The organism is Bradyrhizobium sp. CCBAU 11430 (assembly GCF_028128855.1).
Classification (GTDB): Bacteria; Pseudomonadota; Alphaproteobacteria; order Rhizobiales; family Xanthobacteraceae; genus Bradyrhizobium; species Bradyrhizobium ottawaense.
The window spans coordinates 51,122-77,315 of record NZ_LBJV01000065.1; the positions used below are offsets into that span (position 1 = coordinate 51,122).

Genomic DNA, 26,194 nt, shown 5'->3' on the forward strand with positions numbered 1-26,194 from the left:
CTCAGCGATCGAGCGTTTTCGAGGCGCGGCCGCGGTTCTTGATGATCAGCATGATGTTGCGGATATAGATGATGGTCGCGAGCGATTGTCCGAGGATGATGACCGGCTCGCGCTTCACGACGCCGTAGACCAGCGTCATCAGTCCGCCGCCCATCGAGCAGAACCAGAACGCCATCGGCACCACGCTGTTGCCGGCGCGCTCGCTCGCGATCCACTGCACCAGGAAGCGCGCGGTGAAGAACAGCTGCGCGACAAGGCCGAACGCCAGCCAGAAATCGAACTTGGCGACGAAGACGTCGTAGAGATAGTTGCTCAGCGCCTGACCGTATTGAATGATCATGCGTTCACCTCAGTCACATCTGGTGTCGGCTTCTTGCGGCGGATCAGCCACCATACGCCGGCGAGATCCATGATGCCGATCCAGAGCCGGTCGAAGAAGCCGTAGTTGGACACGCCGGAATGGCGCGGCCGGTCGATCACGTCGACATAGGCGATGTCGTAGCCTTCACGCCGGACCAGCGCCGGCAGGAAGCGATGCAGCCCATCGAAATAGGGCATCATCAGGAAGACCTCGCGCCGGAATGCCTTCAGCCCGCAGCCGGTATCCCGCGTGCCGTCCTTCAGGATGGAGTTGCGGACGCCGTTGGCCACGCGCGACTGGAGTTTCTTGAAACCGGTATCCTTGCGTCCGACACGCTGCCCCGCGGCGAGGCCGACGCGCCCTGCTCCCTTCTCGACCGCCGCGATCAGGTCGGGCAGGAAGGCCGGATTGTTCTGGCCGTCGCCATCGAGCGTCGCCACGATCGCCCCGCGCGCCGCGCGCACGCCGCTGCGCACGGCCGCGGATTGGCCACCTGATCTGGCATGGCGAAGCTGGCGCAGATTGCTCCGCTGCGCCATGATCGCCGCGAGCCGCTCGCCGGTCGCATCGGTCGAGCCGTCGTTGACGTAGATGATCTCATAGGCCCAGCGGCCATCGAGCGCCGCGCCGATCTCCGCGATCAGCGGCGCGATGTTGTCGGCTTCGTTACGCACGGGAACGACGATGGAAACCGAGGGCTGGGAAACCGAAGGCTGGGACGACGACAAATCGAGGCTCGTGGTTGGAATGGACCTTCCCGGGGAACCGGCGGCCCCGACAGGCAGCCGCTTTTATGGGGCGGATGCCCCGCGGGCAACCCTTTTGAGATGGCCCGAAACCGCCCCGGCAAGGGGCACAATGGTGCCATCGGCGCAGATGGCAAAGCCCAGCCGCCTGGCCGCGAACCAATAGCGGACCGCCATGGCGCCGACCGTGCCGACCAGGGCGCCGGCCACGACGTCGCTCGGGTGATGCGCGACCAGCACCAGACGCGTCAACAGGATCACGATTGCGTAAGTGAACATGAACACGCGCAAGCGCGGCCACAATGCCGATACTGCAAATGCCAGAGCGAACGCCGCCACGGCATGGCCCGACGGCAGGCTGGCATAAGCCCCCGTCCCCTCGAACGGCATGAAGTTGAACGGATTGGCCTTGCCGCCGACAAACGGACGTCCGCGGCCGATGATATATTTCAGGACCTCGGCAACGAATGCCGACACGGCAATCGACAGAAACACAAACTGCAGCCGTGTGCCGAGACCGAGGAGCAGCGCGCGGCTTGTGCCGTGAAGCCCGGCCGCAACGAACGCCAACACCACCAGCAAGCCCCCGAGGACCGAGAGCAGATACTCGTCCTTGCCGAAATCGGTGAGGATGCGGATCGGCCACAGGCTTGGCGTGCCGCGAGCCGGCATCAGCTGGATCTCGGTCTGGTCGAACGCGAGCATCAGCGCGATGACGAGAGCCGCGCCCGCCGCACTGAGCCACAGCGAATGCCGCGCCAGTTTTCGCGCGGCCTCTGCGCGGCGCGAATGCGAGGGCGTGCGGACGAGCTGCGCCAGCGCGCTCCGGGACACGGCGAGCAATTGCGCGGGATAGCCCGGACGGGGCGCTGGGCTGGTCGTAACAGGCATCCTATTCGGTGCCTTCCGAGCGGAAGATCGAGATCGAGATCGCGCGCCCTTGCGAGAAATTGTAGCCGTCGATGCGGGTGCCGACCTTGTAGCGCAGCCCGATCGCCTCGGCGCGCTGCACGAAGCTCCGCTCCGAACGCTGCTCGATCAGCGCAAAGCGGCAGCTCCCCTGCCTCAGGAAGTCGGCCGCGCCCGACCCGTCCGTGAGCAGGGTCTGGGTGCCCGTCAGGAAGACGAGGCTCGGCTCGTGATAGCCGGCAGCCGCCGCCTTCGGCCCGACGCAGGTGACGTTGCGCAGCGCGCGCGCGATCTCGATGCTCGGAAACAGGGGCGTCAAGGACGGCAGCACGATGCCATACACCACCACCGCCAGCATCAGGGCCGCGACCAGCGCGTTGAGCAGCGAGCGCTCGGCGCGGTTGTTGTCGTAGAGCCACCAGGCGAACAGGCCGAAGATCAGCGATGCTGCGATGAACGGCCAGGCCACAAAAGCCGGCTGCCGCGTCAGCATCACCGCACCGACCACCGCGATGATCGAGGCGGCAGCGGGGATCGCGAACCACCAGGCCGAGCCGCGCATCAGCCAGGAGCGCGACAGCACGCGCCGCTCCACTGCACCGGCGGTGAGAATGGCGATCGCCGGATACAGCGGCAGCACGTAATGCGGCAGCTTGGTCAGCACCGCCTCGAACACGATCCAGGACGGGATCAGCCAGGCCAGCAGAAACTGCGCGCCGGGCTCACGCCGCGCCCGCCACACCGCGGGTGCCGCCATCGCCGCGAGCGGCGCGCCCGGCCAGAACGTGATCCAGAACAGCGCCAGATACATACCGGGCGGCGCGCCGTGGGATTCCTGGGCGCCGATCTTGCTCAGCATGTCGCCGCCGACGGAATCGGCGAAGAAGGCATCGCCCGCGCGCCAGAAGATCGCGACGAACCAGGGCAGCACCAGCACCAGCATCCACATCAGGCCCCAGACCGGACGCAGCTTCCACAGCCAGGAGGCATCGCGGTCCTGGATCGCGAGCGCGACGATGGTCAACCCCGCGAACATCAGGATCAGCGGACCCTTGATCAGGATGCCCACCGCAAGCGCGGTCCAGAAGATCGCAGGCCAGCTCCACGGCGGATGCGTCTCGTCCTCGGCGCGCTGCCAGGACAGATAGGCGCGCGCCATCGCACCCATCGCGGCGGTCACGCAAAACAGCAGCATCGCGTCGGTCTTGGCCAGCCGCGCCTCGACGCCGAGCAGCACCGAAGCGCACATCATCAACGCCGCCAGCACCGCGGCGCGCCGCGTGACGAATCCGAGCGCCGCCCAATAGGTCATGAGCACGGCGCCGATCGCTCCGAACAGCGACGGCAGCCGGTAGACCCAGATCCGCAATTCGGCCTTCGGCAGCTTGAGCATCGAGGCGGCTTCGACCGTCGCCGATTGCAACCAGTAGATGCCGACCGGCTTCTTGTAGCGGACGTCCTCCTGGAAGCGGATATCGACATAGTCGCCGCTCTCGACCATCTGCTTGGTGGCCTGGGCGAACCGCGCCTCGTCGCGATCGATCGGCGGGATCGTGAAGAAGCCCGGCAGGAACAACAGCAGCGCGCACAGCACCAGGAAGGCGACGGCGCGGGCATGGCTGGCCGTGGCGACATCGAGCATGCTCACGAGCCGGCTGCCCGGATTTGCGGGCGATTTCGGCTCGCGGGGCGCTCCAAAACGGGGAGTAGGATAGGTCTCGGCCATTGGTTCCGCTTACGCTGAAACCGCCATCGCCACAACCGCTTGAGGCAGGGTCATTGAATTCGAATGACGACTGTGTCCGCGGCGCCCGTGGCGTCGATCACGGTGAGCCGCGCAAAGCCCGGACCGGGCGGATCGATCAGGCGCTGGCGGCGGCCATCGATCTCGCCGAGCGCCGTGCCGTTAACCATGACGGTCATGGGCAGCACGCCGCCAGCGACCTTGACCGGCATCGCGGCGCTCTCCTGGCCCCCGGACCGATCGACGTCGATCCGCGAGCCGTTCAGCGGAAACTGGATATGCAGCGCCTGCTCACGGCCGGTCCGCACCAGTTCCCCCACCGGGCGGAACCGCTTCAGCGGCAGCGGCAGCTTGGCGTTGCTGGCAACCAGGGTTCCCCTTGGCGGCTTCGGCAAGGCGGCCAGCGTCTTGCCGGTGCGGGCGAAGGCATCGAACAGGATCGGAGCGGCGGCGACGCGCCCGATCAGGCCCGGAACCGGCGCACCATCGGGCCGGCCGACCCAGACGCCGACGGTCATCCGGCCGTCGAACCCGACCGACCAAGCGTCGCGATAGCCATAGGAGGTGCCGGTCTTGAAGGCGATACGGTTGTGAGCGGCGTTCTCCGGCGGCGGCGTGCCCAGCAGCACGTTGCCGACCTGCCAGGCCGCGACCTGGTCCAGCAGCCGGAGCGGCTCGCGGTCGTCCTTGTCAGCCATCACCTCGCGCAGCGGCTTGGTGGTGCCGAGGCGGGCAAAGCCCGTATAGAGCTGGGCGAGATCCTGCAGCGTCACGCCGACGCCGCCGAGCCCCATGGCGAGCCCCGGCGCTTCGTCCTTAGGCAGAACCAGATTCCCGCCGGCCTGCCGGAGCCGCGAGGCCAGTCGGCTGGAGCCGACGCGGTCGAGCAGCACGATCGCGGGCACGTTCAGCGAGAGTTGCAGCGCCTTCCTCACGGGCACCGTGCCCTGGAAGGTCATGTCGAAATTTTCCGGCGCGTAGGAGCCGAAGCGGACCGGCCGGTCGTCGATCAGGCTCTCCGGATGGACGAAACCGTCCTCGAAGGCGAGCCCGTAGATGAAGGGTTTTAGCGTCGAGCCCGGCGAGCGGATCGCGCGGATCATGTCGACCTGCCCTGCCCGGCTCTCGTCGAAGTAATCGGCCGACCCTACGCGTGCGAGCACGTCGCCGCTCTCGTTGTCGACCACGATGATGCCGACGGAGATGTTCGGCCCGAGCGCAATGGCGCGGTCGCGCGCCAATGGCTCCAGCACCTTCTGCAAATTCGCATCCAGCGTCAGCTTGATGACCGGCGTATCCTTGACCGTCGACAGCGCAGTGTCGGACGCATGCGGCGCCAGGATCGGCATCGGCCTTCGCAGTCTTGGCACGGGCACGGCCTTGGCCTGCCTTGCGTCGTCGGCGCTGACCACATGCTCCTCGACCATGCGGTCGAGCACGCGATCGCGCGCCTTGCGCGCGGCCTCCGGATGGCGATCGAGGCGGCGCGTCTCCGGCGATTGCGGCAGCGCGACCAGCAGCGCGGCTTCGGCCAGCGACAGGCGCTTCGGCTCCTTGCCGAGATAGCCGATCGAGGCGGCGCGGATGCCCTCGAGATTGCCGCCATAAGGCGCCAGCGCGAGATAGAGGTCGAGGATCTGCTCCTTGCTCATGCTGCGCTCGATCTCGATCGCGCGCACCATCTGCCGCAGCTTGGCGTAGAGCGAGCGCTGCCGCCGCGGCTCCATCAGCCGCGCCAGCTGCATACTGATGGTCGAGCCGCCTGAGACGATGTGGCCGCGCGTTGCCAGCTGCAAGGCGGCGCGCCCGAGTGCGAGCGGGTCGAGCCCGTTGTGGGCGTAGAAGCGCTGGTCCTCATAGGCGAACAGCAGCTTCAGATAGGTCGGGTCGACGCTGGATTTGGCATCGACCGGCAACCGCCAGCGGCCGTCGGCCATGGCGTAGGCCCGCAGCAGCTTGCCGTTGCGGTCGACGATGGTAGTGGAGACATGCCGGGCTTCGTCGAGCGGGAGAGGTCCGAGCGAATAGACCCAGGTCACGAAGCCGACGATGGCGAGGATGAGGGTGAGAGCACCGCCGGAGAGGATACGAAGGCCCCTGCCCCGGACTCCGTCATGGCCGGGCTTGTCCCGGCCATCCACGTTCTTGCCGGCCGCGCCGCAGTTCGTGGATGCCCGGGCCTTCGCCGCGCCGAAGCGGCTTCGGCCGCGCAGGCGGGACAAGCCCGGGCATGACGACTGAGTATGTGGCTCCGCTGCGCTCATCCCATCAGCACTCACTTCGCCGCCCGCACCTCGACCGTTCCCGTGCCCGTCCGCCCATAGCGCGAGGGATTGTACATGTCCTCGACATAGGCTTGCGGCAGCACGTATTTGCCGGGCGAGACCACGCGCACAATATAGGCGACGGTGAAGACCGACTTTGAATCCGAGGCGCGATCGACCGCCGCAGTGAAGCGGTCGTCGCGGAACTCGGTATCCTCGGGCTCCTCGCCGTCCTCGATCCAGTCCAGCGTGCCGCTGTCGCCCGACGACACCAGCTTCGGGTTGTCGATCTCAAGGCCTGCCGGCAGATAGTCGGACACCATGATGTGGCCGTACTCAGGCTTGGCCTCGGTGATCTTCAGTACCACCGCGAAGCGCTGGTTCTGCTTGACCTTGCTGATGTCGGCCGGCTTGCCGTCGAGCGTGAAGTAGTTGCGCTCGATCTTGAAGCCGTTGGACGCAGCCGGCTCCGGCGTCACCGGCGAGCCCGACACCGAGACCACCGCCTGCACCGGCGCATCGCCGGTATTGGTGATCTTCAGCGGCTTGCCCTCCAGCGTCGCGGCCTTATAGCTGCGGTACAGCGCGGTCTTGACCGGCTGACCGTCCACTTCCATGGACAGGTTCTCCTTGGCCAGCGCCCGCGCCGCCAGCACCAGCCATGCATTCTCCTGCGTGGAGGTGTAGGGCGTCAGCCCGCGCGCGGTCTCGACCCGCGACACCGCCTGCGTCAACGTCGCCTTCGGCGCGTTGCCTTCGCTGGCAAGCGACACCAAAGCCGCCGCATCGCGAAGCTGCGAGCCGTAGTCGGTACGGCCGAACTCCAGCACGGGCTTCGGCGCGAGGCTGTCGAGCGCGGCGCCGTACACGCGTTCGGCGCGGTTGCGATCGCCGACCAGAGCGAGCGCCGCCGCGAGCTGCGACTTCGCGATCGGGGTTGCGAGGTTGCTGAGCTTGGTGTCGGCGAGATAGCGGAGATCGCCGATCGGCGCTGCGCCGTTACGTGCGAGCACATAGAGGCCGTAAGCGAGATCGCGCCCGCCGTCCTTCTCCGGCTCGTTGCCGTTGACGACGGAGTTTCTGACACGGTCGAGCGCGTTCTTGAACAGGACGTCCGGCACCGCAAAACCCTTCTCACGGGCACGGGTCAGGAAGTCCGTCACGTAAGCGTCGAGCCAGGCGTCGTCGCCGCCGGCCGACCACAGGCCGAACGAGCCGTTCGAACCCTGACGGGCCAAAAGCCGCTCGATCGCATCGCGGATGCGCTGATCGACCTCGGTGTCCATGGCCAGATGCGCGCCGGCAGCAAGGTCGTTGACATAGAGCAACGGCATCGCGCGGCTCGTGATCTGCTCCGAGCAGCCATACGGATAACGGTCGAGCGCTTTCAGGATCGTCGCCGCATCGAGCGCGGTCGACAGGCTGGCCGAAACCGAGACGCTGCCGGTGCCCGGCACGAGGTCGGAGAACATGTCCGAGGTCAGCGTCAGGCTCTCGCCTTTCGCCAGCGTCCGGATCGACCGCCGTGCCAGGACCTGCGTCGCCGCCTTGACGTCGAACGCGTAATGGCGCGCCAGCGTCAGCCCGTTCGGCCCCCTGATGTCGACGTCCAGCGTCGCCTGCCCGGCCGCGGTCGCGTCGATCGCCAGCGCAAACGAGTTGCGCTGCTTGGCGGCGAGCTTGACCGTGGTGGCGGGATTGCCGGTCATCTTCACGGGGCCGCCGGTCTTCACGTTGATGACGTAGTCGCCGGCCTGTCCCTCGACATTGTCGATCTCGAGGTTGACCGTGCCGTGGTCGCCATTGAGCAGGAAGCGCGGCAGGGTCGTGGTGAGCACGACAGGATCGCGGATCACGACGTCGGTGTTGGCGCGGCCAAGCTTGGTCGCGGTCCACGCCACCGCCATCACGCGCGTGGTGCCGGCGAACTCCGGAATGTCGAAGCCGACTTCCGCGCTGCCATCGGAGCCAACCGTGACGATGCCGGAATAGAGCGCCAGCGGCTTCTGCGCGGGCGGCGAACCCTGCAGCTCGGCAGCCCCAGCGTCACCACCGGACTTGATCTGGCCTCGCGTGCCGGACATGCCGTCGATGAGCTGCCCATAGAGATCGCGGATCTCGGCGCTCAGGCGGCGCTGGCCGAGATAGTAATCGTCCGGCGCCGGCGGCTTGTAATTGGTGAGGTTGAGGATGCCGACATCGACCGCGGCGATGACGATCTTGGCGTCCTCGCCCGGATTGAGTCCGTCGAGCTTGACCGGGATCTTCAACGTTGCGTTGGGCCGGATCAGCGCCGGCGGCGACAGCTTGACCTGCAAGGTGCGGGCCTGCTTGTCGATGCCGAACCATTTCAGCCCGATCGCCCGGCCCGGCATGCGCTGGGCAGCGGCATCGAGCGGGCGGCGCAGCGTCGCCACCACGTAAGCACCTGTGCCCCAGTCCTTACCAACCGGGAGCTTCACCTGGGCAGTGCCTTCCTTGACGTCGATCGTCTGCGTCGTCAGCAGGCGGTCGCCGAGCACGTTGACGGTCAGCTTGCCGGCGCTGCGGACGTTGACCGACACCGTCATGGTGTCGCCGGAGGAATATTGCGGCTTGTCGATCGAGGTCTCCAGGAGGTCCGGCGTGTCGGCGCTGCCGTCGGAATACCAGCCGACGTCGAACTGCACCGAGGTCACCGGGCCATCGGCGTCGTTCGACTTCACATCGAGACGGTAGCGGCCGGGCTGGGGAGTGAGCGAAATCCGCGCCGGCTTGTCGGCCGTAACGGTCACATCACCGTCGGCAACGCGCGAGGTCGACTTGACCGGCTCGTACTCCCAGTAATTGTTCTGGCGATACCACTGGTAGCGCGACTCCATCTTCAGGAGCTCGTAGCGCAGGCCGTCGCGGCGCAACCTCTCGCCCTCGGGCGAGACGAACAGGACATCGAACTCGGCCTTGTCGCCCTCGGCGACGTTCTTGTCACCGAATAGCGGCTTGACGCCGATCAGGGCGGTCGCGGGCGCCACCGGCAGCACGATCTTGCGCTCGACGGCGCGGCCGCCGGTCTCCACCATGCGGACGAAGATCTGGGCTTCCTGCGGACGGGTCGAAGCCGGCTGCTTGTCCAGCGTCACCGGGAAGGTCGCAACGCCATTGGCGTCGGCCTCGGGCAGATTCTCGAGCGGCGTGCGCTCGTTGGAGGTGGTCTCCTCGTCGGCGACGCCGAACTGGTAGCCGGCAAAGCCCGGACGTTCGCTCGCGGTCGCGACCAGCATGTCGCCTTCAAGCTGCAGGCCGGACGCGGGCGCGCCATAGAGGAAATGGCCGTCCGCCTTAAGCTCCACTGGAGCGTTAGCTTTGATCAGCTTGTCCTTGGCGGACAAGTCGAATTCGATCCGATCAGGAACGTAGTCCTCGACCATGAAAGTGGTCTCACCGACCGAGGAGCCTTTCGGGTCGGTGAAGGCGCGCACCCGCCACGTCCCGGTCGGAACGGCCGAGTTGAGCGGCACGGCCAGCGTACGGCCGCCGGCGCCCTGGTCGGCGAGCACGGCACGTCGGTATTCGACGCCATCAGGACGCTCGATCACCAGCGTCAGCGGTCCGCCGCTGACGGCATTGCCCTGCCCGTCGCGGAGCAGCGCGGTGAGATAGACGGTCTCGCTGGAGCGGTACACGCCACGCTCGGCATAGACGAAGGCATCGGCGCCTGCAGGTACCACGCGGCCGGAGACGCCGCGATCGGACAAATCGAAGGCGGAGGACTTCAGGCTGAGGAAGGCATAATCGGCCTTCTCGCCCGTGACCGTCAGCATCGCCGGCGACAGGCCGCCCTCGCCGCGCGCAAGCCCCGCCTCGAACAGCACATGGCCGCTGTCGTCGGTCTTGCGCGTCGCCAGGATCTCGTTGTTGCGGGCAACCAGCCGCACCTCGGCCTTGCCGACCGGATCGGTCGAGGCCAGCGAGTTCACGAACACGTGGATACCGTCATTGCCGGAATAGGCTGACACCCCGAGATCGGAGACGATGAACCATTGGGTGGCGAGCTGGTAATCGTCGTCCGAGCCCGGACCCTTGGCGGCCGCCGTCATCACGTAGACGCCCGGCTGAAGCTCGCCGAGCGCCTGGTCGACCGGAAAGGCCGTGGTGACGTCCTGGTTCAGCGTCATCGCGGTTGCGAGCTCGCCGGTCCAGACCTTCACGCCGCGCTCGTCGCCGAGATCGGAGAGCTGGTATTTCGACAGCGTCTTCTGGAAATCGCTGTCGACCACCGTGTTGATCAGATTGCGGTCGCCGATCCGGAAGACGTTGATGTTGACCGCGGGCGTATTGACGCTGACCACGGGAATGCCGCGCTGGCCGGTCCGCGGCAGCACATAGGCCCGGCTGGTGAAGCGCACGAACGGCTTGCGGTCGCGCACATAGACGTTGAACTCGGCCGATTTCGGCAGCCCCTCCTTCACGGTGGACGGCAGGCCGGCGCGCAGACTGATGTTGTAGCGCTCGCCGTGCTTCAGCCCGTCGACGCAGAGCTGCTTGCCTTCGGCCGACAGCGCCGGCTTGTCCTGGCCCGCCAGCGCCAGGAACGGCGCAAAGTCGGTGCGTTTTGCCAATTCCTCGGAGAACTGGAAGCAGGCGCGCGGGCTCGCCGAATCCGAGTCCACCGTATAGTCGAGCAGCCGGAAGCCGTGCTCGTCGCGCATCTTCTCATATTGGCCGCGGACGTCGGCGACCTCGCGCATGTCGAGCGACAGCCGCAGCGAATCCAGCGCCGGCCGCCACAGCTTGCGTTCCGACAGCGACTTGCCGAGCACGGCGAGGGCGTCGGCCTCCTCGCCGGCATTGCCGGCGCGCTGGTAGGCGATGTAGGCCGCGGTCGAGGCGCGTTCCAGCAGGAAGGTCTGCTCGCTCGAGCTCTTCGGCGATAAATGGAAGATGACCTTGGCAAGCCGCAGCCAGTTGCCGGCGTCCTCCGGCGTGGTCGCGGCGATCTGGCCGAGCACCGACAGGCCGGTGCGATAATCATTGCGCCGGAAGGCGGCGTCCGCGTCGGTGCGCAGCGTCGCGTTGGACTTGGCGACCGGCCCGGCCTCGCTCTTGATCTGGGCCTCCAGCTTGATCGCGGAATCGGCGAGGTCGTCGCGCTTGAACGCCTTGTCCGCGGCATGCGCGGCGGCGAGGCCGAGCGCCAGCGTGGCGCAGAGTGTGACGGCGCGAACAAGACCGATCATGATGGACTCCCGGAAATCGCGGACAGCCGCCCGCGGGCAGCATGAAATGCGCGGAAAGGTGACGGACTCAAGGCGATGGAACCAAAGGTGCAATTCGTCGCATTCGCCATGGAAAGGCAAGCCCAGAGGAGACCGATCAAGATACCGCCGCTCACACCGTCCTGATGGCGCAGCGATACCCGACCCGTCGACCGGCGGCCACATCCCGGAAGCTGGCCAGCGTTCCCGGCGATGTGATCCATCGTCCAGTCCGCTGCCGCTCAACCCGGCACCCTGACATGCCACCGTCTCGCTTTGTCGCGGCTCTGAGGAAAACGGTTCGGTTCAGACTTGGCGAAAGACGATATTTTTCATATTTGGCATGGTAGATGAACCAGCCGGCCTCCAAACGGAGGCTGGCGCAGCGACGGTCCCATAGCTCAACTGGATAGAGTAGCGGATTTCTACTCCGCGGGTTGCAGGTTCGAGTCCTGCTGGGATCGCCAGTCTCATTTCTAAATCCACCGCCCTTCACGAACGCGTGGGTAACCATACGCGGGCCTTTGAACCGTGCCGATCAGCCCTATGTAAGCGGCGGGCGAATTGCGCCCGCGTTAAGGACTCCGATGCTTCCTGCCGAATGGACGAGAATGGCCATCGCATCTGCGGTGGCGATCGTCGCGATGTCGTTTTTGGCAATCGACGCAGGCGTTGTGAACACCAGTGTGGTCACCAGGCCCATCAAGGTGGCTCAAGCATCGATCATTGGCGCCGCCATGGGCCAGCATCACCTTTCCTTCGCCGTTCAGGAGTGGGCGCGTCCCAGCCGCGACAACAGCGAAAAGCCGGCCTTGGAGCACTGCCTGGCGATCGACTGATCGAGGCGCCCTCCTCCGCGCAAGCGACGACATTCATCCTCGGCCACCTGCCGACTGACGAACGTGCCACCATCGCGCAATCGCCGCGGTGAGATCATCCCAGACCTCCGTCGGCAAGTCCGAGACTGCCACCCGCACGCTGTATTGGTCCGTGGTCGCGTCGTGAAACCACTCGGTCGCGGCGAAGTCGAAACCGAAGCTGCCGGCATGGCGAATCGGGAGGCCCTCGGCGCGCAGTTCGTTGCTCATGTCCTCGGCGGCCTGCCGCGCGCTCGCCTCGTCGAGAGGGCTCCTGCCCCGCAAGGTGACATAGAGACCGTGGGCGAAATGGAGTTCGGCAGAGAGTGCCGGGAGTGTTGCAGCAAAATGGCGGGCCATGCTGCGGCCGTTGCGCAAGATCGCCGCAACACGCCTCTTTGTGAGGCCCAGTAGACCGCGCTGCCGACAAAGGGCGGGAAGTGCGCCGGCAACGCCGCGCCTCCGAGCAATCGCACCGCGTTGCGGGTTTCGGCCGCGAGACGTGTCCATTCAGGCCGCCCTGCCCGCTGCAGGTCATCATTCCCCTGCACGAAAACCGCCGAGCCCAGGCGGCCATATTCCGCCCCGAGCGAATCGAGCTTGTTGTGGCTTCGCACCAGCACCAGTGGAATTCCGTATCGCCGGGCCCAACTCAGGACGCGCCGGATCCGGCCCGAGCTGCCCGCGAAGCATGTCGTATCGAAAATCACGAGATCGAGACCCGAGCCGTCGCTTCGGATCGCCGCCTCAAAAGCGCCGGCGCGGGAGCAGGAATCCAAAAGCAGAATTTTCGGCGAATTCGCCGAAGCAAACGCATCACCCAACGGCGGCCTCAAAGCCACGAGCCGCAAATGAGGAACAAGGCCCCGGATCAGCTCCAGCGTCTCGCCATAGGAGCCGGGAAGCACCAGCAAATCAGCCTTCTCGACGATTTGCGCGGAGGCCAGCAGGACGGCGGAGATCGCAGCCATGCCCGAGGCAGTATAGGTCGCCGCGCTCATGCAGCCGCATTCGAACTCATAGAAGGAAGGACCGCGCACCGTAAGATCGGCCCGCTGGTAATCGTAACTGAACTTGAACGGCCCGCTGACGGGATCGGCGCTGTGCGACCAGGCTGTTTCCGTTGCCTTCCACTCGTGCAGCTCGTGCTCTGCCCTGAGCGCCGCAGTGATCTGGAATTTGGACCTGACGACCTCGTCGACCGATCGCGGACGCGTCAAATCGAGCCGATGGCTCAGGCAGTCATTCAGCAGCCTGAGTTCCCTGTGCTTCCGTTCCAGATAGGCCTGAATGGTCTCCATGCGCGTCTTGGGCAGATCCGATCGGACGTCAACGTGCGGAAATCGCCTTGGGTCCAACGCACGCCTGCTGCAACGAACAACGATCCTGGCCGTTGAGACGGTGCAAGGAGGACAACATGTCTGAGATCAGAGAGCACATGAAAATCATCGGCAAGGACGGCGCACATGTCGGCACCGTCGACCGCGTCGAGGGCAACCGCATCAAGCTGACGCGCAAGGACAGCCCGGAAGGTCACAAGGACCATCATCACTACATCGACATGAAATATGTCGGTGCCGTCGAAGGCGATGTCGTCAAGCTTTCAATGAATGCCGACGCCGTACCGAAGACGGAAGCCGCCTGAACATTGAGCCGCCTGAACATTGAGCCCCTTCGGGGGCTTTTTGTTTGTTCACGATCCGACTCCGCTTCGTTCCAAAAGCACGAATCGTAATCGTAATGTCGGCGCCGCGCATTTCTTAACGTCGCGTTTCGTCGGATCGATCACGTCGCCATTCACGTATCCATGGGCACGAGCGTCGGCCGCAGCAGGTAGGCGTCGATCGCGGCGTTCGACAACAACAGCCTGCGGCGCTCTCCTCGCAGCATCAACCGATCGATCCTGTTCAGGATGAAGCGAGCGGAGTCCTCGTGCTCGCCTGTGAGCAAGCCGGATCGGTCGAGATATTTCCAGGCAATGTCGAAGGACTGTGCGCGTAACTCGGGGTCGGTCATGGACGGCCAACGTCCGCGGGGAACGGAGGTTCCTGTTCGAGCGCGAGCGAGGCGGGTCGCCTTGCGCAATGCCAGGCGTATCGAACACGGCACAACAAAATGAGCAGCGGCATGGAACGAGATCACGACCGGCACGTTGGATGGCTTGAAATCAAGTGGTGCCGACCTGCCAGCCCCGGTCGGCTTTGAAGGGCCCCGTGCTTGTCCCCCGAGCACGGGGCTTTCTCATGCAGATCAGCCGGCCGGCCGAGTTCGGCCCGTCGTCTGACGCGAAATTCCCCTAAGAATGCCCGCAGTCCGCCCGCTCATCGCGCCGGTCGCGGGCCAGCTCGTGCCAGGCCAGAGCCAATTGGATCAGCCTTTGCCGGTCGGCACCTTCCGATGCCGCAGCCCGCTTCATCGCGGCCTCCGCTTCGTGCTGTGGGTCGTACTTGGTATACATGCGACCGACTCTAGCCGGCCATCTGGACAAGCCCATGGCAATTTCGTCCGTATGATTGCGGGGTAACGTCCGCGTCTCCCGGACCGAGGCAAACGCTCCGGCACAATTGCCTCACTGCACGCATGCGCTGATTGCGAAGCCATTCGGCTGGGCTTCATCCAGGCGATCTGTGAATTGTGTCACAGTCCGCGACCTGCATCTCGGTTAAACCATGTTTCGACGCTCCAGCAGCACGCGGAGGCATCGATGGTATTTCCCGTCATGACACAAGAAGCAGCAGCTCCGGCCAACGTCCCGACGCAACGACGAAGGACCGACCTGCTCGGCATCGCCTATCTCGGGACCATCGGCATCGTGATGCTGGCCTGGATCGCCGGCCTGGTCTGGGGCGCAATTGCGTTCTTCAACTGGCTCGTGTGACGCAGAACGATCCGTCGCGTTGGCGAGTAAGGCTCGCGGCCGGCTTCGTTCGCTAAACCAGGCAGTGCAGCATCTGCCCCAGCTTGATCCCGCCGCAAACGATCATGGCCCAAAGCGCCAAGCTGATCTGGATTGCATCCAGCATGTCCCACGTCCCCGCGAATCGTTTTCCCAACGTTTTTTCTTTTGAGAATCGCGTGAAGCGGCACCGGGAGCCAGTGCTATTTTGAGGCAGTTGTTGTGCGCCGCCGAACGTCGCGCCGACATACGCATCGAGACAATCGGTTGACGGCACCAGAACAAAAAGAGGTGGGCGTTCGCCCGCCTCTTTCAGGTCAGGATGCGACCAGTGCCTTAGCGGCACGCTCGCGGATCGGTCGCCACGTACTGCCCGTCCGGATAGCGGTAGTAGCAATTGCCCTGCGCCCAGTAGTAGCCCGGCTGGGATGCGGCGGTGGCACCGGCGATGGCTCCGGTCGCGCCGCCGAGGACCGCGCCCGCGGCAGCCCCTGTTGCGTTGCCCGAGATCAGTCCGCCCAGCACGCCGCCGACGATGGCGCCGCCAAGTGCGCTCGCGCCGGGATCAGCCGGCGGCGGCGGAGGTGGCGGTGCATAGGCGACCGGAGGCGGCGGCGGGGCATAGGCCACCGGCACGTCGTCGTAATATTCCTCGGAGATGTAGGCCGGCGGGCCGGCCATCCGCTGCGGATAATAATACCAGACGCCGCCAACGTCCCACCACCAGCCGGAGCGGCCGTTGTGGACTTCGTGGCGCCAGCGCCCGCCATCCCAGGAGCGATTGCCACGATAGGCATGTCCGCCCCAGTCGCGCGTCGGAGCGGGACCACGGGCGACATAGCGTCCCGGCGGCGGGCCGCCGGCGCTGTGCTGGCCGGGACCAGCATGGGGCTGGCCACCGGGCTGCGGCGCGGGTCGGGCCGCCTGCTGCGGGGCCGGGCCCCTGCGCATGTTCTGACTGTCCGGAGCCGGTGCTCCAGCGCCCGGGCGAGCCGGAGGCTGGCCGGCATCCCTCGACGGCCCCGCGTCCCTCAACGGCCTGGCGTCCTGGGCCTGTGCCGAAAGCGCGAGCAACGACATGGCCGAAACCAAGGAAATGATGATCTTCATGCGGCTGGACGCACTCATGCGTGCTTGACCCCTACTCTTTCGATTGCTCTCGCAATTGCCGTGGTGCCTGGCGCGATAGACGATTCGGATCGCGCTCGGCTTGATGCCGGCTGACATAGCTGACCTGCTTTGTTCGGCTAAGTCGCGTTACAAATGATTAAGATCACGGCAATTTTTCGGCTCGACGGGCCGCGCTGGAGCGCTTCTAGCGGGCCGGCTCGATCACGTTGCAATTGCTCCGCCCGGACATCAGGCAGTCTTGCATCTTGCTGGCCGCGGTAAGGTCCCGCGCGAGCCACCAGCCGACACCGAGGATCAGGATCGCGATGATCAAGCCGGCGATCGCGCCGCGGCGGTTATCGCCGGATTGAGGCTTCGGCCGGGATTTCGGCTTCTCGCCCGGTTCGGGCTTGGACTCGAGTTTGGACGTGGACATGGCTACCTACCGTGCGGGCGCCGGCTTACCACCTCTGCGACGTCCCGTCACATCCCGATCGGTCCAGTTCGTCAGGTTCAGCCTCGGGTCGCCCGGATCGCATCCTTGCGCGAGGTTTCGACCGCCGGGATCGCCTGCTGGAGCCGCGGTGCACAGGTCGTGAGCACGAACGCGGTCTGCGTGCATTCCCAGTCGGCCCCCAGGACGGCGCTCTCGATGGGCTGGGGACGAGCGAGCAGCAGCGCGGCGCCGGCCACGGCTATCAGAGCCAAGGCGATTGCCAGCGCCTTCTGGCGGAAGCGGAAGATCGTCATGCCCGTGCTCCGTCTCGTATCGGGGCGGACGCTAGGCGTCGCCCCTCGTGCTCCCTTATGAGGGACATCACAATTCGGCAGTTTTTCCGGGCTACGAGATCGTCGGGGCGACGATTTTTCGTCTACCTGATCGGCTGCGATTATGGGTGGCTTCGCGACGCGCGCCGATGTACACGCTTCTGCGTCGCGTGGCGCCCGCTATGCCCAGCCGACGTACCAACACGCAGTGATGTAGGGCTGAAAGTGAGGAAGACAAGGTTCGTTCGATGAGTGGATTCAGGGAACCAGGCTTCTCCGACCGACAAAAGGCGGCGCAGGAAGCACGCAAAAATCTTTTGAACAAATTCAAGTCGCAACCGGGTCATGACGATCCGGCGGTCGCGGCACGACGCGCCGAGCGCGAGGCCCTCGCGGCCAAGCGCGCCGAGACAAAGGCAGCGCGCGAGGCCGAAAAGGCCGAGCAGAAGCGTATCGCCGAAGAAGCCGCAGCCGCGGAGGCAGCCCGGATCGCCCGCGAGGCGGAGGAGGCGGTCGCCAAGCAGGCTGAAGTCGAGGCCGAGCAGAAGGCCAAGCGCGACGCCCGCTACGCCGCCCGCAAGGCCAAGCGCAAGTAGCATTCACGGTCGCGTTCAACTGAATTTGAACTGACTATCCGGGGCGGTCCACGTGACCGCCCCTGGATTTTCGACGCACGTCCGTCTGCTGCGGACCACAGTCGAAGATCAGTTCTTCTTCATCATCCCGTCGTCCTTCTTCATCCCGTCCTTCGACATGTGATCCTTCTTCATGCCGTCGTCCTTGGACATGGTGTCCTTCTTCATCATGCCGTCCTTGGACATCGTGTCCTTTTTCATCATGCCGTCATCCTTGCCCATCTTGTCCTGAGCAAAGGCGGCCGGCGCGAGCGCGAGGCCGAGCGAGAGAGCGGCAGCGGAGACGCCGAGCACGATACGGGTGCGAATGGTCATGGATCATCTTCCCTTCAAGATGGTGTTTGTCAGCGACGGACGCCGCTATTCAATCTCGACGGATGCGAGTCCCGCGTTGTTACCCCGCCGCCGATAAATTTTTGACGAGCCCGCTGCGATCCGACGTTCGGGGGAGTCCAGAGCCTGCGGCGGGAAGAGGATGTGTGCAGCGCAGCACGGCCACCCCCTTGCCGTGGCATTCGGTCTCGAACTATCAGATGAGAGAATATCGGGTGAAAGACCGGCTAGGATGGGCCTACGTGCCGGTCACATGACCCGCCCAAATCACGCCAACAAGAACCGTTCGAAGAAACGTTCAGAGGGATCACACCATGCTCACGCGCCGCCATCTGCTCGCGACCGCGGTCGCCGCACCCGCCATTCTCCGCTTCGGCACCGGCACCGCGCAGGCCGCGACCACGCTGAAAATCTCGCACCAGTTCCCGGGCGGCACCATCGACAAAGGTGATTTCCGGGACCGGCTCTGCCGCATGTTCGCTGCCGAAGTCAGCAAGCGCAGCAACGGCGACATCGCCGCCGAGATCTATCCGAACTCTTCGCTGATCAAGACCAACGCGCAGTTCTCCGCGATGCGCAAGGGCGCGCTCGACATCAGCCTCTACCCGATGCCGTACGCTGGCGGTGAGCTGCCGGAGACCAATATCGGCCTGATGCCCGGCCTCGTGACCACCTACGACCAGGGCCTGCGCTGGAAGAAGGAGCCGGTCGGCAAGGCGCTGACCGACTTCCTCGCCGACAAGGGCATCATCCTGCTCTCCTGGGTCTGGCAGGCCGGCGGAGTCGCCAGCCGCTCCAAGCCGATCGTCGCGCCGGAAGACGCCAAGGGCCTGAAGGTGCGCGGCGGCTCGCGCGAGATGGACATGGTGCTCCAGACCGCCGGCGCCTCGGTGCTGTCCGTGCCCTCGAACGAAATCTACGCGGCGATGCAGACCGGCGCCTGCGATGCCGGCATCACCTCCTCGACCAGCCTGATCTCGTTCCGTCTGGAAGAGGTCGCCAAGTCCCTGACCTCGGGCGCAGGCGCCTCCTACTGGTTCATGCTCGAGCCGCTGATGATGTCGAAGGCGATCTTCGACAAGCTGCCGAAGAACCAGCAGGACATCCTGCTCGCGGTCGGCACCGAGCTCGAGGCCTTCGGCCGCAAGGGCGCGCAGGACGACGACGTCGAGGTCGCCAAGGTCTACGAGAAGGCCGGCGCCAAGGTCTCGGTGCTCGACGCCGCGACCGTCGGCAAGTGGCGTGACATCGCCCGCGACACCGCCTGGAAGGACTACAGCGCCAAGACCGCGACCTCGGCGAACCTGCTCAAGCTCGCCACCGACGTCGCCGCATGAGCCACGGTCCGCTTCCGGATCGTGACGATCAAACCAGCGCGGCCGCAAGGACAGGCCTTGCGGCAGCGATCGATCGTGGTCTCGCCATCCTCAACAGCATCATCGTGGTGTTCGCCGCGATCGCGCTGGTCGCGGCCTGCGCCATCCTGAGCTACAGCGTGCTCAGCCGCGCCTTGTTCAAGGCCGCCAATTACTGGCAGGACGAGGCCGCCGTGTTCCTGCTGGTCGGCGCGACCTTCATGACGGCCGCCTATGTGCAGCAGAACCGCGGCCATATCGGCATCGAGGCCTTTGTCGGCCTGCTCTCGCCGCTCGCGAACCGGATCAGGCTCTGGCTGGTCGATGCCGCCACGTTTCTGTTCTGCGCCTTCTTCACCTGGAAGTCCTGGACACTGGCCCACGAGGCCTATGTCGACGGCCAGGTCTCGAACTCGATGTGGTCGCCGCCGCTCGCCATTCCCTATTCGCTGATGGCGTTCGGCATGAGCCTGCTCTGCATCCAGATCCTCGTGCAGCTTGCGCTGCCGTTTACCGGAGCCAAGCGTCCATGAGCGTGTTCGGTATCGGCGTTGCCTACGGTGTTGCGACGCTGCTCGTGATGTTCTCGGGCATGCCCATTGCGTTCGCGCTCGGCGCGGTCGCGGTCGTGTTCATGGGCATCTACATGCCGGCGGCGTCCCTCGATACGGTGACGCAAAACGTCTACGAGGAAATGGCCTCGATCACGCTGTTGTCGATCCCGCTCTTCATCCTGAAGGGCGCCGCGATCGGCAAGTCGCGCGCCGGCCAGGATCTCTATTCGGCCCTGCATGCCTGGCTGCATCGCGTTCCCGGCGGGCTCGGCGTTGCCAACGTGTTCGCATGCGCGCTGTTCGCGGCGATGGCGGGCTCCTCGCCTGCGACCTGCTCGGCGATCGGCTCGGCCGGCATTCCCGAGATGCGCAAGCGCGGCTATTCCGGCGGCTTTGCCGCAGGGATCATCGCTGCCGGGGGCACGCTCGGCATCCTGCTGCCGCCCTCGATCACCATGATCCTGTTCGCGGTCGCAGCCGAAAAATCGCTCGGACGGCTCTTCCTCGCCGGCATCGGCCCCGGCCTGCTGCTGGTCTCGCTGTTCGGCGCCTACGCCGTGATCCGCTTCCGCCAGGAATATGCCGCCGCAGAAGCGATCTACAAGAACGGCGGCCCGGAAGCAGCGATCCTCGCCCGCGACGAATACACGCTCGCCGAACGCTTCAGCGTGCTGCCGCGCGTGATCCCGTTCGTGCTGCTGCTCACCGGCGTGATGATCGCGCTCTATGGCGGCTACGCCACGCCGTCAGAGACCGCCGGCCTCGGTGGCCTGCTGGCACTGGCGCTGATCGCGGCGATCTACAGCGTGTGGCGGCCGAGCGACCTTGCGCCCATCATGAAGTCGACGATCCGGGAATCGACCATGCTGATGATGATCATCGGCATGTCGCTGCTCTATTCCTACGTGATGAGCTATCTGCACATCTCGCAATCGGTCGCCGAATCCATCGTCGCGATGCACCTGCCGCGCTGGGAGCTGCTGTTCGCGATCCTCGTCATGGTCGTCGTGCTCGGCTTCTTCCTGCCGCCGGTCTCGATCATCCTGATGACGGCACCGATCATCCTGCCGCCGCTCCGTGCCGCAAACTTCGACATCATCTGGTTCGGCGTGGTCATGACCATCGTGATGGAGATGGGGCTGATCCATCCGCCCGTCGGCCTCAACATCTTCGTCATCCGCAACGTCGCGCCGGACATCCCCCTGCGCGAGGTGATCTGGGGCACGCTACCCTTCGTGCTGCTGATGATGCTGGCAGTGCTGCTGCTGTGCTTCTTCCCGGCGATTTCGACCGGGCTGCCGGATCTGGTGATGGGGCCGGACGGGAGCAGGTAACGGCGTCACAGATGCCGTAGGGTGGGCAAAGCGCAGCGTGCCCACCACCTGTCGATGATCACGGAGAGATGGTGGGCACGGCGCGATGCGCCTTTGCCCACCCTACGCGTGCAGCGATTACGGCTCGGTCTTCCGCCGCACCTTCGGCGCGACCACGCTACCGGCCACCACATGCAACAGATCTTTGCGCACGGCTTCGATGTGCCGCTCCAGGAAGTGGCAGGCCTCCTCGACCTTCTGCGCGCGGCAGAGCGCGATCATATGGGCGTGCTCCTTTTCGGCCGTCCCCATCGCTTTGGTGTTGGAGAGCTGCAGCCGCGTGTAGCGGTCGCTGGTCTGGAGCAGCGACAGCACGATCGCGCGCGTGCGCGGCTGCGGGGCGTGAACATAGAGCGCCAGGTGGAAGTCGGCGTTGAGCTGGCCCCATTCGCTGACATTGCGCGCCTTGATCGCCTTCTCGAAACTCTTGTGGATGTCGTCGAGCCCGTCGAAATCGTCAGCAGTGAAATGCGGCGCCGACTGCGCCAGGAGGCGCGGCTCCAGAATGCGCCGCAGATCGAAGACGTCGTTGATCTCGTCCAGTGACAGCTCGGAGACGATGGCGCCTTTCTGCGGAACAATCCGCACCAGGCCTTCGGCCTCGAGCTGAAACAGCGCCTCGCGCACCGGGATGCGGCTGACGCCATAGGCCTCGCCAAGGGCATCCTGCCGCAACTGCGATCCGGCCGGATAGGTACCGTCGAGGATCGCCTGCCTGAGCTGGTCGACGATCGCGGCCGACAGGGTGCGATGCTTCAGAGGCTGTTTCATCTGACCTTCTGTTGTCCTTCCCGACTCGTCCGGCCGAAGCGGTCTCTCTCTTGCATGTCGGGCGCTCCAGCAAAAGCCGGGTGCCCCGCAAAGCGGCGTGCCCAGCAAAAGCGCGGCCTGCCGCCGAAATGACCCCAATCTCCGTTTGACACCCAAATTGTATAAATTATACATTTGTCGATAGCACGACAATTTTCGGAGTGTGGGGCCTCTTTCATGATCGAGCAGACGATCCCGGCCAACCGCGCGTTCAGCGTTCGACGGATGGTCATTCGCGCCTCCAGCGCCCTGCTCGCCGTGGAGCGCCTTGCGCTGATGGGCCTGATGTACGTGCTGACCGGCCTGATCCTGGTGAACGTCGTCACCCGCTACGCGCGCTTTCCGATCTACTGGATCGACGAATCCGCTGTTTATTGCGTGGTCTGGCTGACCTTCATCGGCGCCTCCGCGATGACGCGCCTGCGGCTCGACTTCGCGGTGACCATGCTGACGGAACGTCTTTCGCCGCAGCACCAGAAGATCGCGAAGGTGATCTCGACCGGCCTCGTCGTCGTGTTCGGTGCCGCCCTGATCGTCACCTGCATGCTCTGGATGGATCCGGTTGGCCTCGCCCGCGCCAGCTTCGACGGGCGCAAGCTCGCGGCCGAAACCTTCAACTTCCTCTACACCGAGCACACGCAGACGCTGAACTGGCCGACCTGGGTGCTCTACCTGACGCTGCCGATCTTCGCGGTGTCGATGACCGTTCACGGCCTCGCCAATTTGCTGGAAGATCTCGGGCTGGTGCCGCGCGTGCCGCCAAAGGGCTTCCAGCTCTCCGAGCTCGACGGGGTCAACTGATGATCACGTCAGCGGCCTTTATGGTTTTCATGCTGGTCGGCGTGCCGATCGGCCTCTGCCTGTGCCTCGCCGGGCTCGTCTACATCGCGGCATCCGGCAATCCCGTGCTGTTCCAGTCCTATCCGCTGCAGCTGTTCGGCGGCGTCGACAGCTACGGCCTGATCGCCATCCCGCTCTTCATCCTGATCGGCGAGATCATGAACGGCGGCGGCATCACACGGCGCATCGTCGACATGGCGATGGCCTTCGTCGGCTCGCTCAAAGGCGGGCTCGCCTACGTCAACATCCTCGCCAACATGTTCATCTCCTCGATCCTGGGATCGGCGACCGCACAGGTCGCGATCATGGCCCAGATCATGGTGCCGGAGATGGAGAAGAAGGGTTACGACAAGACGTTTGCGGCGGGACTGACCGCCTATGGCGGCATGCTCGGACCGATCATACCGCCCTCGGTGATGTTCGTGGTCTACAGCGTGCTCGCACAGGTCTCGGTCAGCGACATGCTGATCGCCGGCATCGTGCCGGGCGTCATCCTCACCGTGATGTTCTGCCTCGTCATCGCGCTGATGGGCTATGTCTACAACTATCCGCGTGCGGACTATCAGACACCGCGCCAGCGCGTCATGACGATCCTGCGGACGTCGCCGACGCTGCTGATCCCGGTCGTCATCGTCGGCACGATTCTGAGCGGCCTTGCCAATGCGACGGAATCCGCCGCCGTCGGCGCGGTGGCTGCCGCACTCGTCGGAAAATACTGGACCAGGGAGTTCGAGTTCTCGCAGCTGCCGCAGATGATGCTGCGCAGCGCGATCTATTCGGCGATCGTGCTGTTCCTGGTCGCGGCCGCCGCCGTGTTCTCCTGGGTCCTGATCTTCGGCAAGGTGCCGCAGGAGACGGCTGCCTGGATCCAGACGGCTGCCAAAGACCCGGTCAGCTTCATGCTGATCTGCAACGTCATCTTGTTGGTGATCGGCACGGTCATCGACGGCATTCCCGGCCTGATCATGACGGTGCCGATCCTGCTGCCTGTTGCAACCGAGGTCTATCACATCGATCCCCGGCATTTCGGCGTCGTGGTGGTCATCAATCTCGTGCTCGGCCTGCTGTCGCCGCCGGTCGGGCTCTGCTTCTTCGTCGCGGCCGCCGTCACCGGCGCCAAGCCCGGCAAGATGTTCATGGTGACGCTGCCCTTCTTCGTCATCTCCTGCGTCCTCCTCGTGCTGCTCTCGCTCTATCCGTCGCTCTCGCTGATCCTCATCAAATAGGCCCGTCCAAAAGGAAGCCCGACCATGCCGCTTACACGCCGCCGCTTTCTCGCCGCCAGTGCCGCCACATCGGTGTTCGCACCGTCGTTGGCGCTCGCCCAGACCAAGGAATTCCGCCTCGGCCTGATCACGCCGAACGGCCATTCCTGGAATAAGGCCGCGCTCAAATTCGGCGACGATCTCAAGGCCGCAACCAACGGCCGCCTGACCTTGACCGTGTTCCATTCCGGCCAGCTCGGCAACGAGCCCGCGATGATGCAGCAATTGCAGTCCGGAGCGCTCGACATGGGCTTCATCCAGGCCGCCGAGCTCGGCTCGCGCGTGCCGCACATCGCCGCGATCAACGCGCCCTACATCGTGCGCTCGACGCCGGCGGTGGCGAAATTCGTGCGGCATCCGGCGGCCGTCAAGCTGTTCGAGGTGCTGCCGCAGGAGACCGGCACCATCGGCCTTGGCTGGGGCATCACCGGCATGCGCGCGGTGTTCTCGTCCAAGGATTTGACGACGCTCGCCGACATCAAGGGCATGAAGCTGCGCATCAACCCGACGCCGGTCTATCGCGACTTCTACTCGTCCCTCGGCGCTGCGCCGACGCCGATCCCCACGCCACAGGTGTTCGACGCCATGGCCAACGGCCAGGTCGACGGCCTCGAGGCCGATCTCGAATTCTCCTGGAACCAGCGTTTCGACAAGGTCTCCAAGGTGATCCTGCAGATGAATGCCGTCTTCATGCCGATGGCGGCCGTCGTCTCCGGACGGGTCTGGCAGTCGCTCCCCGCTGCCGACCGCGAGCTGATCGCCAAGACGGTGAAGGCGACGCTGGATGCGCAGATCGACGAACTCGCCGGCAACGAGCCCGCGCTGATCGAGAATTTCAAGAACGCGCCGATCCCGATCCGCCAGGTCCCCGCCGGCGACACCGAAGCCGTCATTGCCGAGTTCGACAAGATCTGGCTGCCCAAGGCACCGGTTCTCGCCGAGCTGCGCAAGGTCGGCGCGACGCTCTGATCCCACCCGTCAGCCTCTTCACCACGCCCGGCGGATCCAGCCCCCCGCCGTCAATCTTACTTGGAGTCAAATCAATGAGCCGCCGCGTTTCCTGGGAAGGCGTCTTCCCGGCCGTCACCACGCAATTCCACGACGATCTCTCGCTCGACATCGATGCAACCGCGAAGGTGATGGACGGTCTGATCCGCGACGGCGTCTCCGGACTGATCGTCTGCGGCTCGGTCGGCGAGAACACCTCGCTGGAGCGCAAGGAGAAGGTCGCGATCGTGGAGACGGCCAAGTCGGTCGCCGCCGGCCGCGTGCCCGTATTGTGCGGCATCGCCGAGTTCACCACGGCATTTGCGGTCGAGACGGCGAAGGAAGCCGCGCGCGTCGGCATCGACGGGGTGATGGTGATGCCGGCGCTGGTCTATTCGTCCAAGCCGCACGAGACTGCCGCGCATTTCCGCGCCGTTGCCTCCGCGACCGACCTGCCCGTGATGCTCTACAACAATCCGCCGATCTACAAGAACGACGTCACCCCGGACATTCTCGCCACGCTCGCCGACGTCGAGACCGTCGTCTGCTTCAAGGATTCGTCCGGAGACACGCGGCGCTTCATCGATACCCGCAACATGGTCGGCGACCGCTTCGTGCTGTTCGCAGGCCTCGACGACGTCATCGTCGAGAGCATCGCCATGGGCGCCGTGGGCTGGGTCTCCGGCATGTCGAACGCCTTCCCGCGCGAGGGCGAGACGCTGTTCCGTCTGGCCAAGGCCGGGCGCTTCGCCGAGGCGATGCCGCTCTACGAATGGTTCATGCCGCTCTTGCACCTCGATGCGCGCCCCGATCTCGTCCAGTGCATCAAGCTGTGCGAGCACATCATGGGCCGTGGTACCGCGCTGACCCGCCCGCCGCGCCTCGCGCTGCTGCCGCAGGAGAAGGCCGAGGTCGAGGCGATGATGGCCAAGGCGCTGAAGAGCCGGCCGCGTTTGCCGGATGTCGGCCTGAAGGCCGCCTGAGGGCAAGTCTCGTAGGGTGGGCAAAGCGCAGCGTGCCCACCGTTCGAGGCCAGGGATCGCGGAGAGATGGTGGGCACAGCGCTACGCGCCTTTGCTCCGCCGTCATTGCGAGTGCAGCGAAGCAATCCAGAGTCCCTCCGCGGGGACAGCCTGGATTGCTTCGCTGCGCT

The 26,194-nt window shown here is 65.2% G+C and carries 25 protein-coding genes, 1 tRNA gene and 1 pseudogene; 12 read left to right on the forward strand and 15 right to left on the reverse strand.

Translation table 11 applies throughout. The features are described 5' to 3' along the window. Position 1: 1 nt before the first annotated feature. From XI04_RS24285 to XI04_RS24310, 6 genes are all read right to left on the reverse strand, one after another. A complete protein-coding gene (locus XI04_RS24285; protein WP_018323154.1) occupies positions 2–340 on the reverse strand; it encodes a lipid-A-disaccharide synthase N-terminal domain-containing protein in 339 nt (112 codons plus the stop codon). Then, positions 337–1,089 (reverse strand): glycosyltransferase family 2 protein, encoded by a 753-nt coding sequence (locus XI04_RS24290; RefSeq protein ID WP_038946722.1) that lies wholly within the window; start codon positions 1,087–1,089, stop codon positions 337–339. Before XI04_RS24290 ends, XI04_RS24285 begins: the two co-directional genes overlap by 4 nt. Before the next feature lie 63 nt (positions 1,090–1,152). Next, positions 1,153–1,998 (reverse strand): phosphatase PAP2 family protein, encoded by an 846-nt coding sequence (locus tag XI04_RS24295; RefSeq protein WP_038946721.1) that lies wholly within the window; start codon positions 1,996–1,998, stop codon positions 1,153–1,155. Between the two features lies 1 nt (position 1,999). Continuing rightward, positions 2,000–3,742, reverse strand: coding sequence for an ArnT family glycosyltransferase (locus XI04_RS24300; protein WP_028144723.1), 1,743 nt, complete (start codon positions 3,740–3,742; stop codon positions 2,000–2,002). Positions 3,743–3,792: 50 nt separating this feature from the next. Next, positions 3,793–6,024 (reverse strand): penicillin-binding protein 1C, encoded by a 2,232-nt coding sequence (gene pbpC, locus XI04_RS24305; RefSeq protein WP_442868727.1) that lies wholly within the window; start codon positions 6,022–6,024, stop codon positions 3,793–3,795. An 11-nt stretch (positions 6,025–6,035) separates the two neighbouring features. Then, on the reverse strand, positions 6,036–11,240 hold the full coding sequence (locus XI04_RS24310; protein WP_271623789.1) for an alpha-2-macroglobulin family protein: 5,205 nt from the start codon (positions 11,238–11,240) through the stop codon (positions 6,036–6,038). A gap of 408 nt (positions 11,241–11,648) precedes the next feature. On the opposite strand from XI04_RS24310, the gene XI04_RS24315 reads away from it, so the two are divergent. Further along, positions 11,649–11,725: transfer RNA gene (locus tag XI04_RS24315), tRNA-Arg, on the forward strand. A gap of 144 nt (positions 11,726–11,869) precedes the next feature. Further along, a complete protein-coding gene (locus tag XI04_RS24320) occupies positions 11,870–12,097 on the forward strand; it encodes a hypothetical protein (RefSeq protein WP_157158010.1) in 228 nt (75 codons plus the stop codon). A 33-nt stretch (positions 12,098–12,130) separates the two neighbouring features. Here the strand turns inward: XI04_RS24320 and XI04_RS24325 are convergent. Beyond that, positions 12,131–13,416 (reverse strand): annotated as a pseudogene (locus XI04_RS24325) (hypothetical protein). 116 nt (positions 13,417–13,532) lie between these two features. Here XI04_RS24325 and XI04_RS24330 point away from each other — a divergent pair. Further along, positions 13,533–13,760, forward strand: a complete 228-nt coding sequence (locus XI04_RS24330; RefSeq protein WP_028144728.1) for a DUF2171 domain-containing protein — start codon at positions 13,533–13,535, stop codon at positions 13,758–13,760. Between the two features lie 152 nt (positions 13,761–13,912). Here XI04_RS24330 and XI04_RS24335 read toward each other — a convergent pair whose 3' ends face one another. Together XI04_RS24335 and XI04_RS24340 are read right to left on the reverse strand one after the other, a co-directional pair. Then, the gene (locus XI04_RS24335; protein ID WP_028144729.1) at positions 13,913–14,131 is read right to left on the reverse strand and encodes a hypothetical protein; all 219 of its coding nucleotides are present in this window, start codon (positions 14,129–14,131) and stop codon (positions 13,913–13,915) included. 280 nt (positions 14,132–14,411) lie between these two features. Further along, the gene (locus XI04_RS24340; RefSeq protein ID WP_162832224.1) at positions 14,412–14,573 is read right to left on the reverse strand and encodes a hypothetical protein; all 162 of its coding nucleotides are present in this window, start codon (positions 14,571–14,573) and stop codon (positions 14,412–14,414) included. Between the two features lie 246 nt (positions 14,574–14,819). Here XI04_RS24340 and XI04_RS24345 point away from each other — a divergent pair, with 246 nt between their 5' ends. Beyond that, the gene (locus XI04_RS24345; protein ID WP_157158009.1) at positions 14,820–14,993 is read left to right on the forward strand and encodes a hypothetical protein; all 174 of its coding nucleotides are present in this window, start codon (positions 14,820–14,822) and stop codon (positions 14,991–14,993) included. Between the two features lie 52 nt (positions 14,994–15,045). Here XI04_RS24345 and XI04_RS24350 read toward each other — a convergent pair whose 3' ends face one another. From XI04_RS24350 to XI04_RS24365, 4 genes are all read right to left on the reverse strand, one after another. After that, on the reverse strand, positions 15,046–15,357 hold the full coding sequence (locus tag XI04_RS24350) for a hypothetical protein (RefSeq protein WP_131233215.1): 312 nt from the start codon (positions 15,355–15,357) through the stop codon (positions 15,046–15,048). Beyond that, positions 15,348–16,139 carry a hypothetical protein gene (locus tag XI04_RS24355; RefSeq protein ID WP_271609164.1) on the reverse strand — a complete coding sequence of 264 codons (792 nt, stop codon included), beginning with the start codon at positions 16,137–16,139 and terminating at the stop codon, positions 15,348–15,350. The genes XI04_RS24350 and XI04_RS24355 overlap by 10 nt, the downstream gene beginning before the upstream one ends. A gap of 187 nt (positions 16,140–16,326) precedes the next feature. Continuing rightward, positions 16,327–16,557, reverse strand: a complete 231-nt coding sequence (locus XI04_RS24360; RefSeq protein ID WP_028144732.1) for a hypothetical protein — start codon at positions 16,555–16,557, stop codon at positions 16,327–16,329. Between the two features lie 77 nt (positions 16,558–16,634). Then, positions 16,635–16,871, reverse strand: a complete 237-nt coding sequence (locus XI04_RS24365) for a hypothetical protein (protein ID WP_028144733.1) — start codon at positions 16,869–16,871, stop codon at positions 16,635–16,637. 266 nt (positions 16,872–17,137) lie between these two features. On the opposite strand from XI04_RS24365, the gene XI04_RS24370 reads away from it, so the two are divergent. Then, positions 17,138–17,485, forward strand: coding sequence for a DUF6481 family protein (locus XI04_RS24370; RefSeq protein ID WP_028144734.1), 348 nt, complete (start codon positions 17,138–17,140; stop codon positions 17,483–17,485). A gap of 108 nt (positions 17,486–17,593) precedes the next feature. On the opposite strand, the gene XI04_RS24375 is transcribed toward XI04_RS24370, so the two are convergent. Beyond that, entirely contained in the window at positions 17,594–17,839 is a 246-nt protein-coding gene (locus tag XI04_RS24375; protein WP_018323138.1) for a pentapeptide MXKDX repeat protein, read from the reverse strand. Between the two features lie 332 nt (positions 17,840–18,171). Here XI04_RS24375 and XI04_RS24380 point away from each other — a divergent pair, with 332 nt between their 5' ends. Genes XI04_RS24380 through XI04_RS24390 form a run of 3 tightly spaced genes read left to right on the forward strand, consistent with a single transcriptional unit; the run spans position 18,172 to position 21,100 of the window. Further along, positions 18,172–19,194, forward strand: a complete 1,023-nt coding sequence (locus tag XI04_RS24380) for a TRAP transporter substrate-binding protein (protein ID WP_028144735.1) — start codon at positions 18,172–18,174, stop codon at positions 19,192–19,194. Next, complete coding sequence (locus XI04_RS24385; protein WP_038946715.1) at positions 19,191–19,745, forward strand: TRAP transporter small permease; 555 nt, start codon at positions 19,191–19,193, stop codon at positions 19,743–19,745. Before XI04_RS24380 ends, XI04_RS24385 begins: the two co-directional genes overlap by 4 nt. Then, complete coding sequence (locus tag XI04_RS24390; RefSeq protein ID WP_018323135.1) at positions 19,742–21,100, forward strand: TRAP transporter large permease; 1,359 nt, start codon at positions 19,742–19,744, stop codon at positions 21,098–21,100. The genes XI04_RS24385 and XI04_RS24390 overlap by 4 nt, the downstream gene beginning before the upstream one ends. Positions 21,101–21,217: 117 nt before the next feature. On the opposite strand, the gene XI04_RS24395 is transcribed toward XI04_RS24390, so the two are convergent. Continuing rightward, positions 21,218–21,910 (reverse strand): GntR family transcriptional regulator, encoded by a 693-nt coding sequence (locus XI04_RS24395; protein ID WP_271609163.1) that lies wholly within the window; start codon positions 21,908–21,910, stop codon positions 21,218–21,220. 216 nt (positions 21,911–22,126) lie between these two features. On the opposite strand from XI04_RS24395, the gene XI04_RS24400 reads away from it, so the two are divergent. The 4 genes from XI04_RS24400 (at position 22,127) to XI04_RS24415 (ending at position 26,024) form a co-directional block, all read left to right on the forward strand. Next, complete coding sequence (locus tag XI04_RS24400) at positions 22,127–22,750, forward strand: TRAP transporter small permease (RefSeq protein ID WP_271609162.1); 624 nt, start codon at positions 22,127–22,129, stop codon at positions 22,748–22,750. Then, positions 22,750–24,015: a TRAP transporter large permease gene (locus XI04_RS24405; RefSeq protein ID WP_028144739.1), complete on the forward strand. Its 1,266-nt coding sequence runs from the start codon at positions 22,750–22,752 to the stop codon at positions 24,013–24,015. Before XI04_RS24400 ends, XI04_RS24405 begins: the two co-directional genes overlap by 1 nt. Positions 24,016–24,039: 24 nt before the next feature. Further along, on the forward strand, positions 24,040–25,023 hold the full coding sequence (locus XI04_RS24410) for a TRAP transporter substrate-binding protein (protein WP_212429172.1): 984 nt from the start codon (positions 24,040–24,042) through the stop codon (positions 25,021–25,023). A gap of 74 nt (positions 25,024–25,097) precedes the next feature. Continuing rightward, positions 25,098–26,024, forward strand: a complete 927-nt coding sequence (locus XI04_RS24415; protein WP_271623790.1) for a dihydrodipicolinate synthase family protein — start codon at positions 25,098–25,100, stop codon at positions 26,022–26,024. The last annotated feature ends 170 nt before the right edge of the window (positions 26,025–26,194 follow it).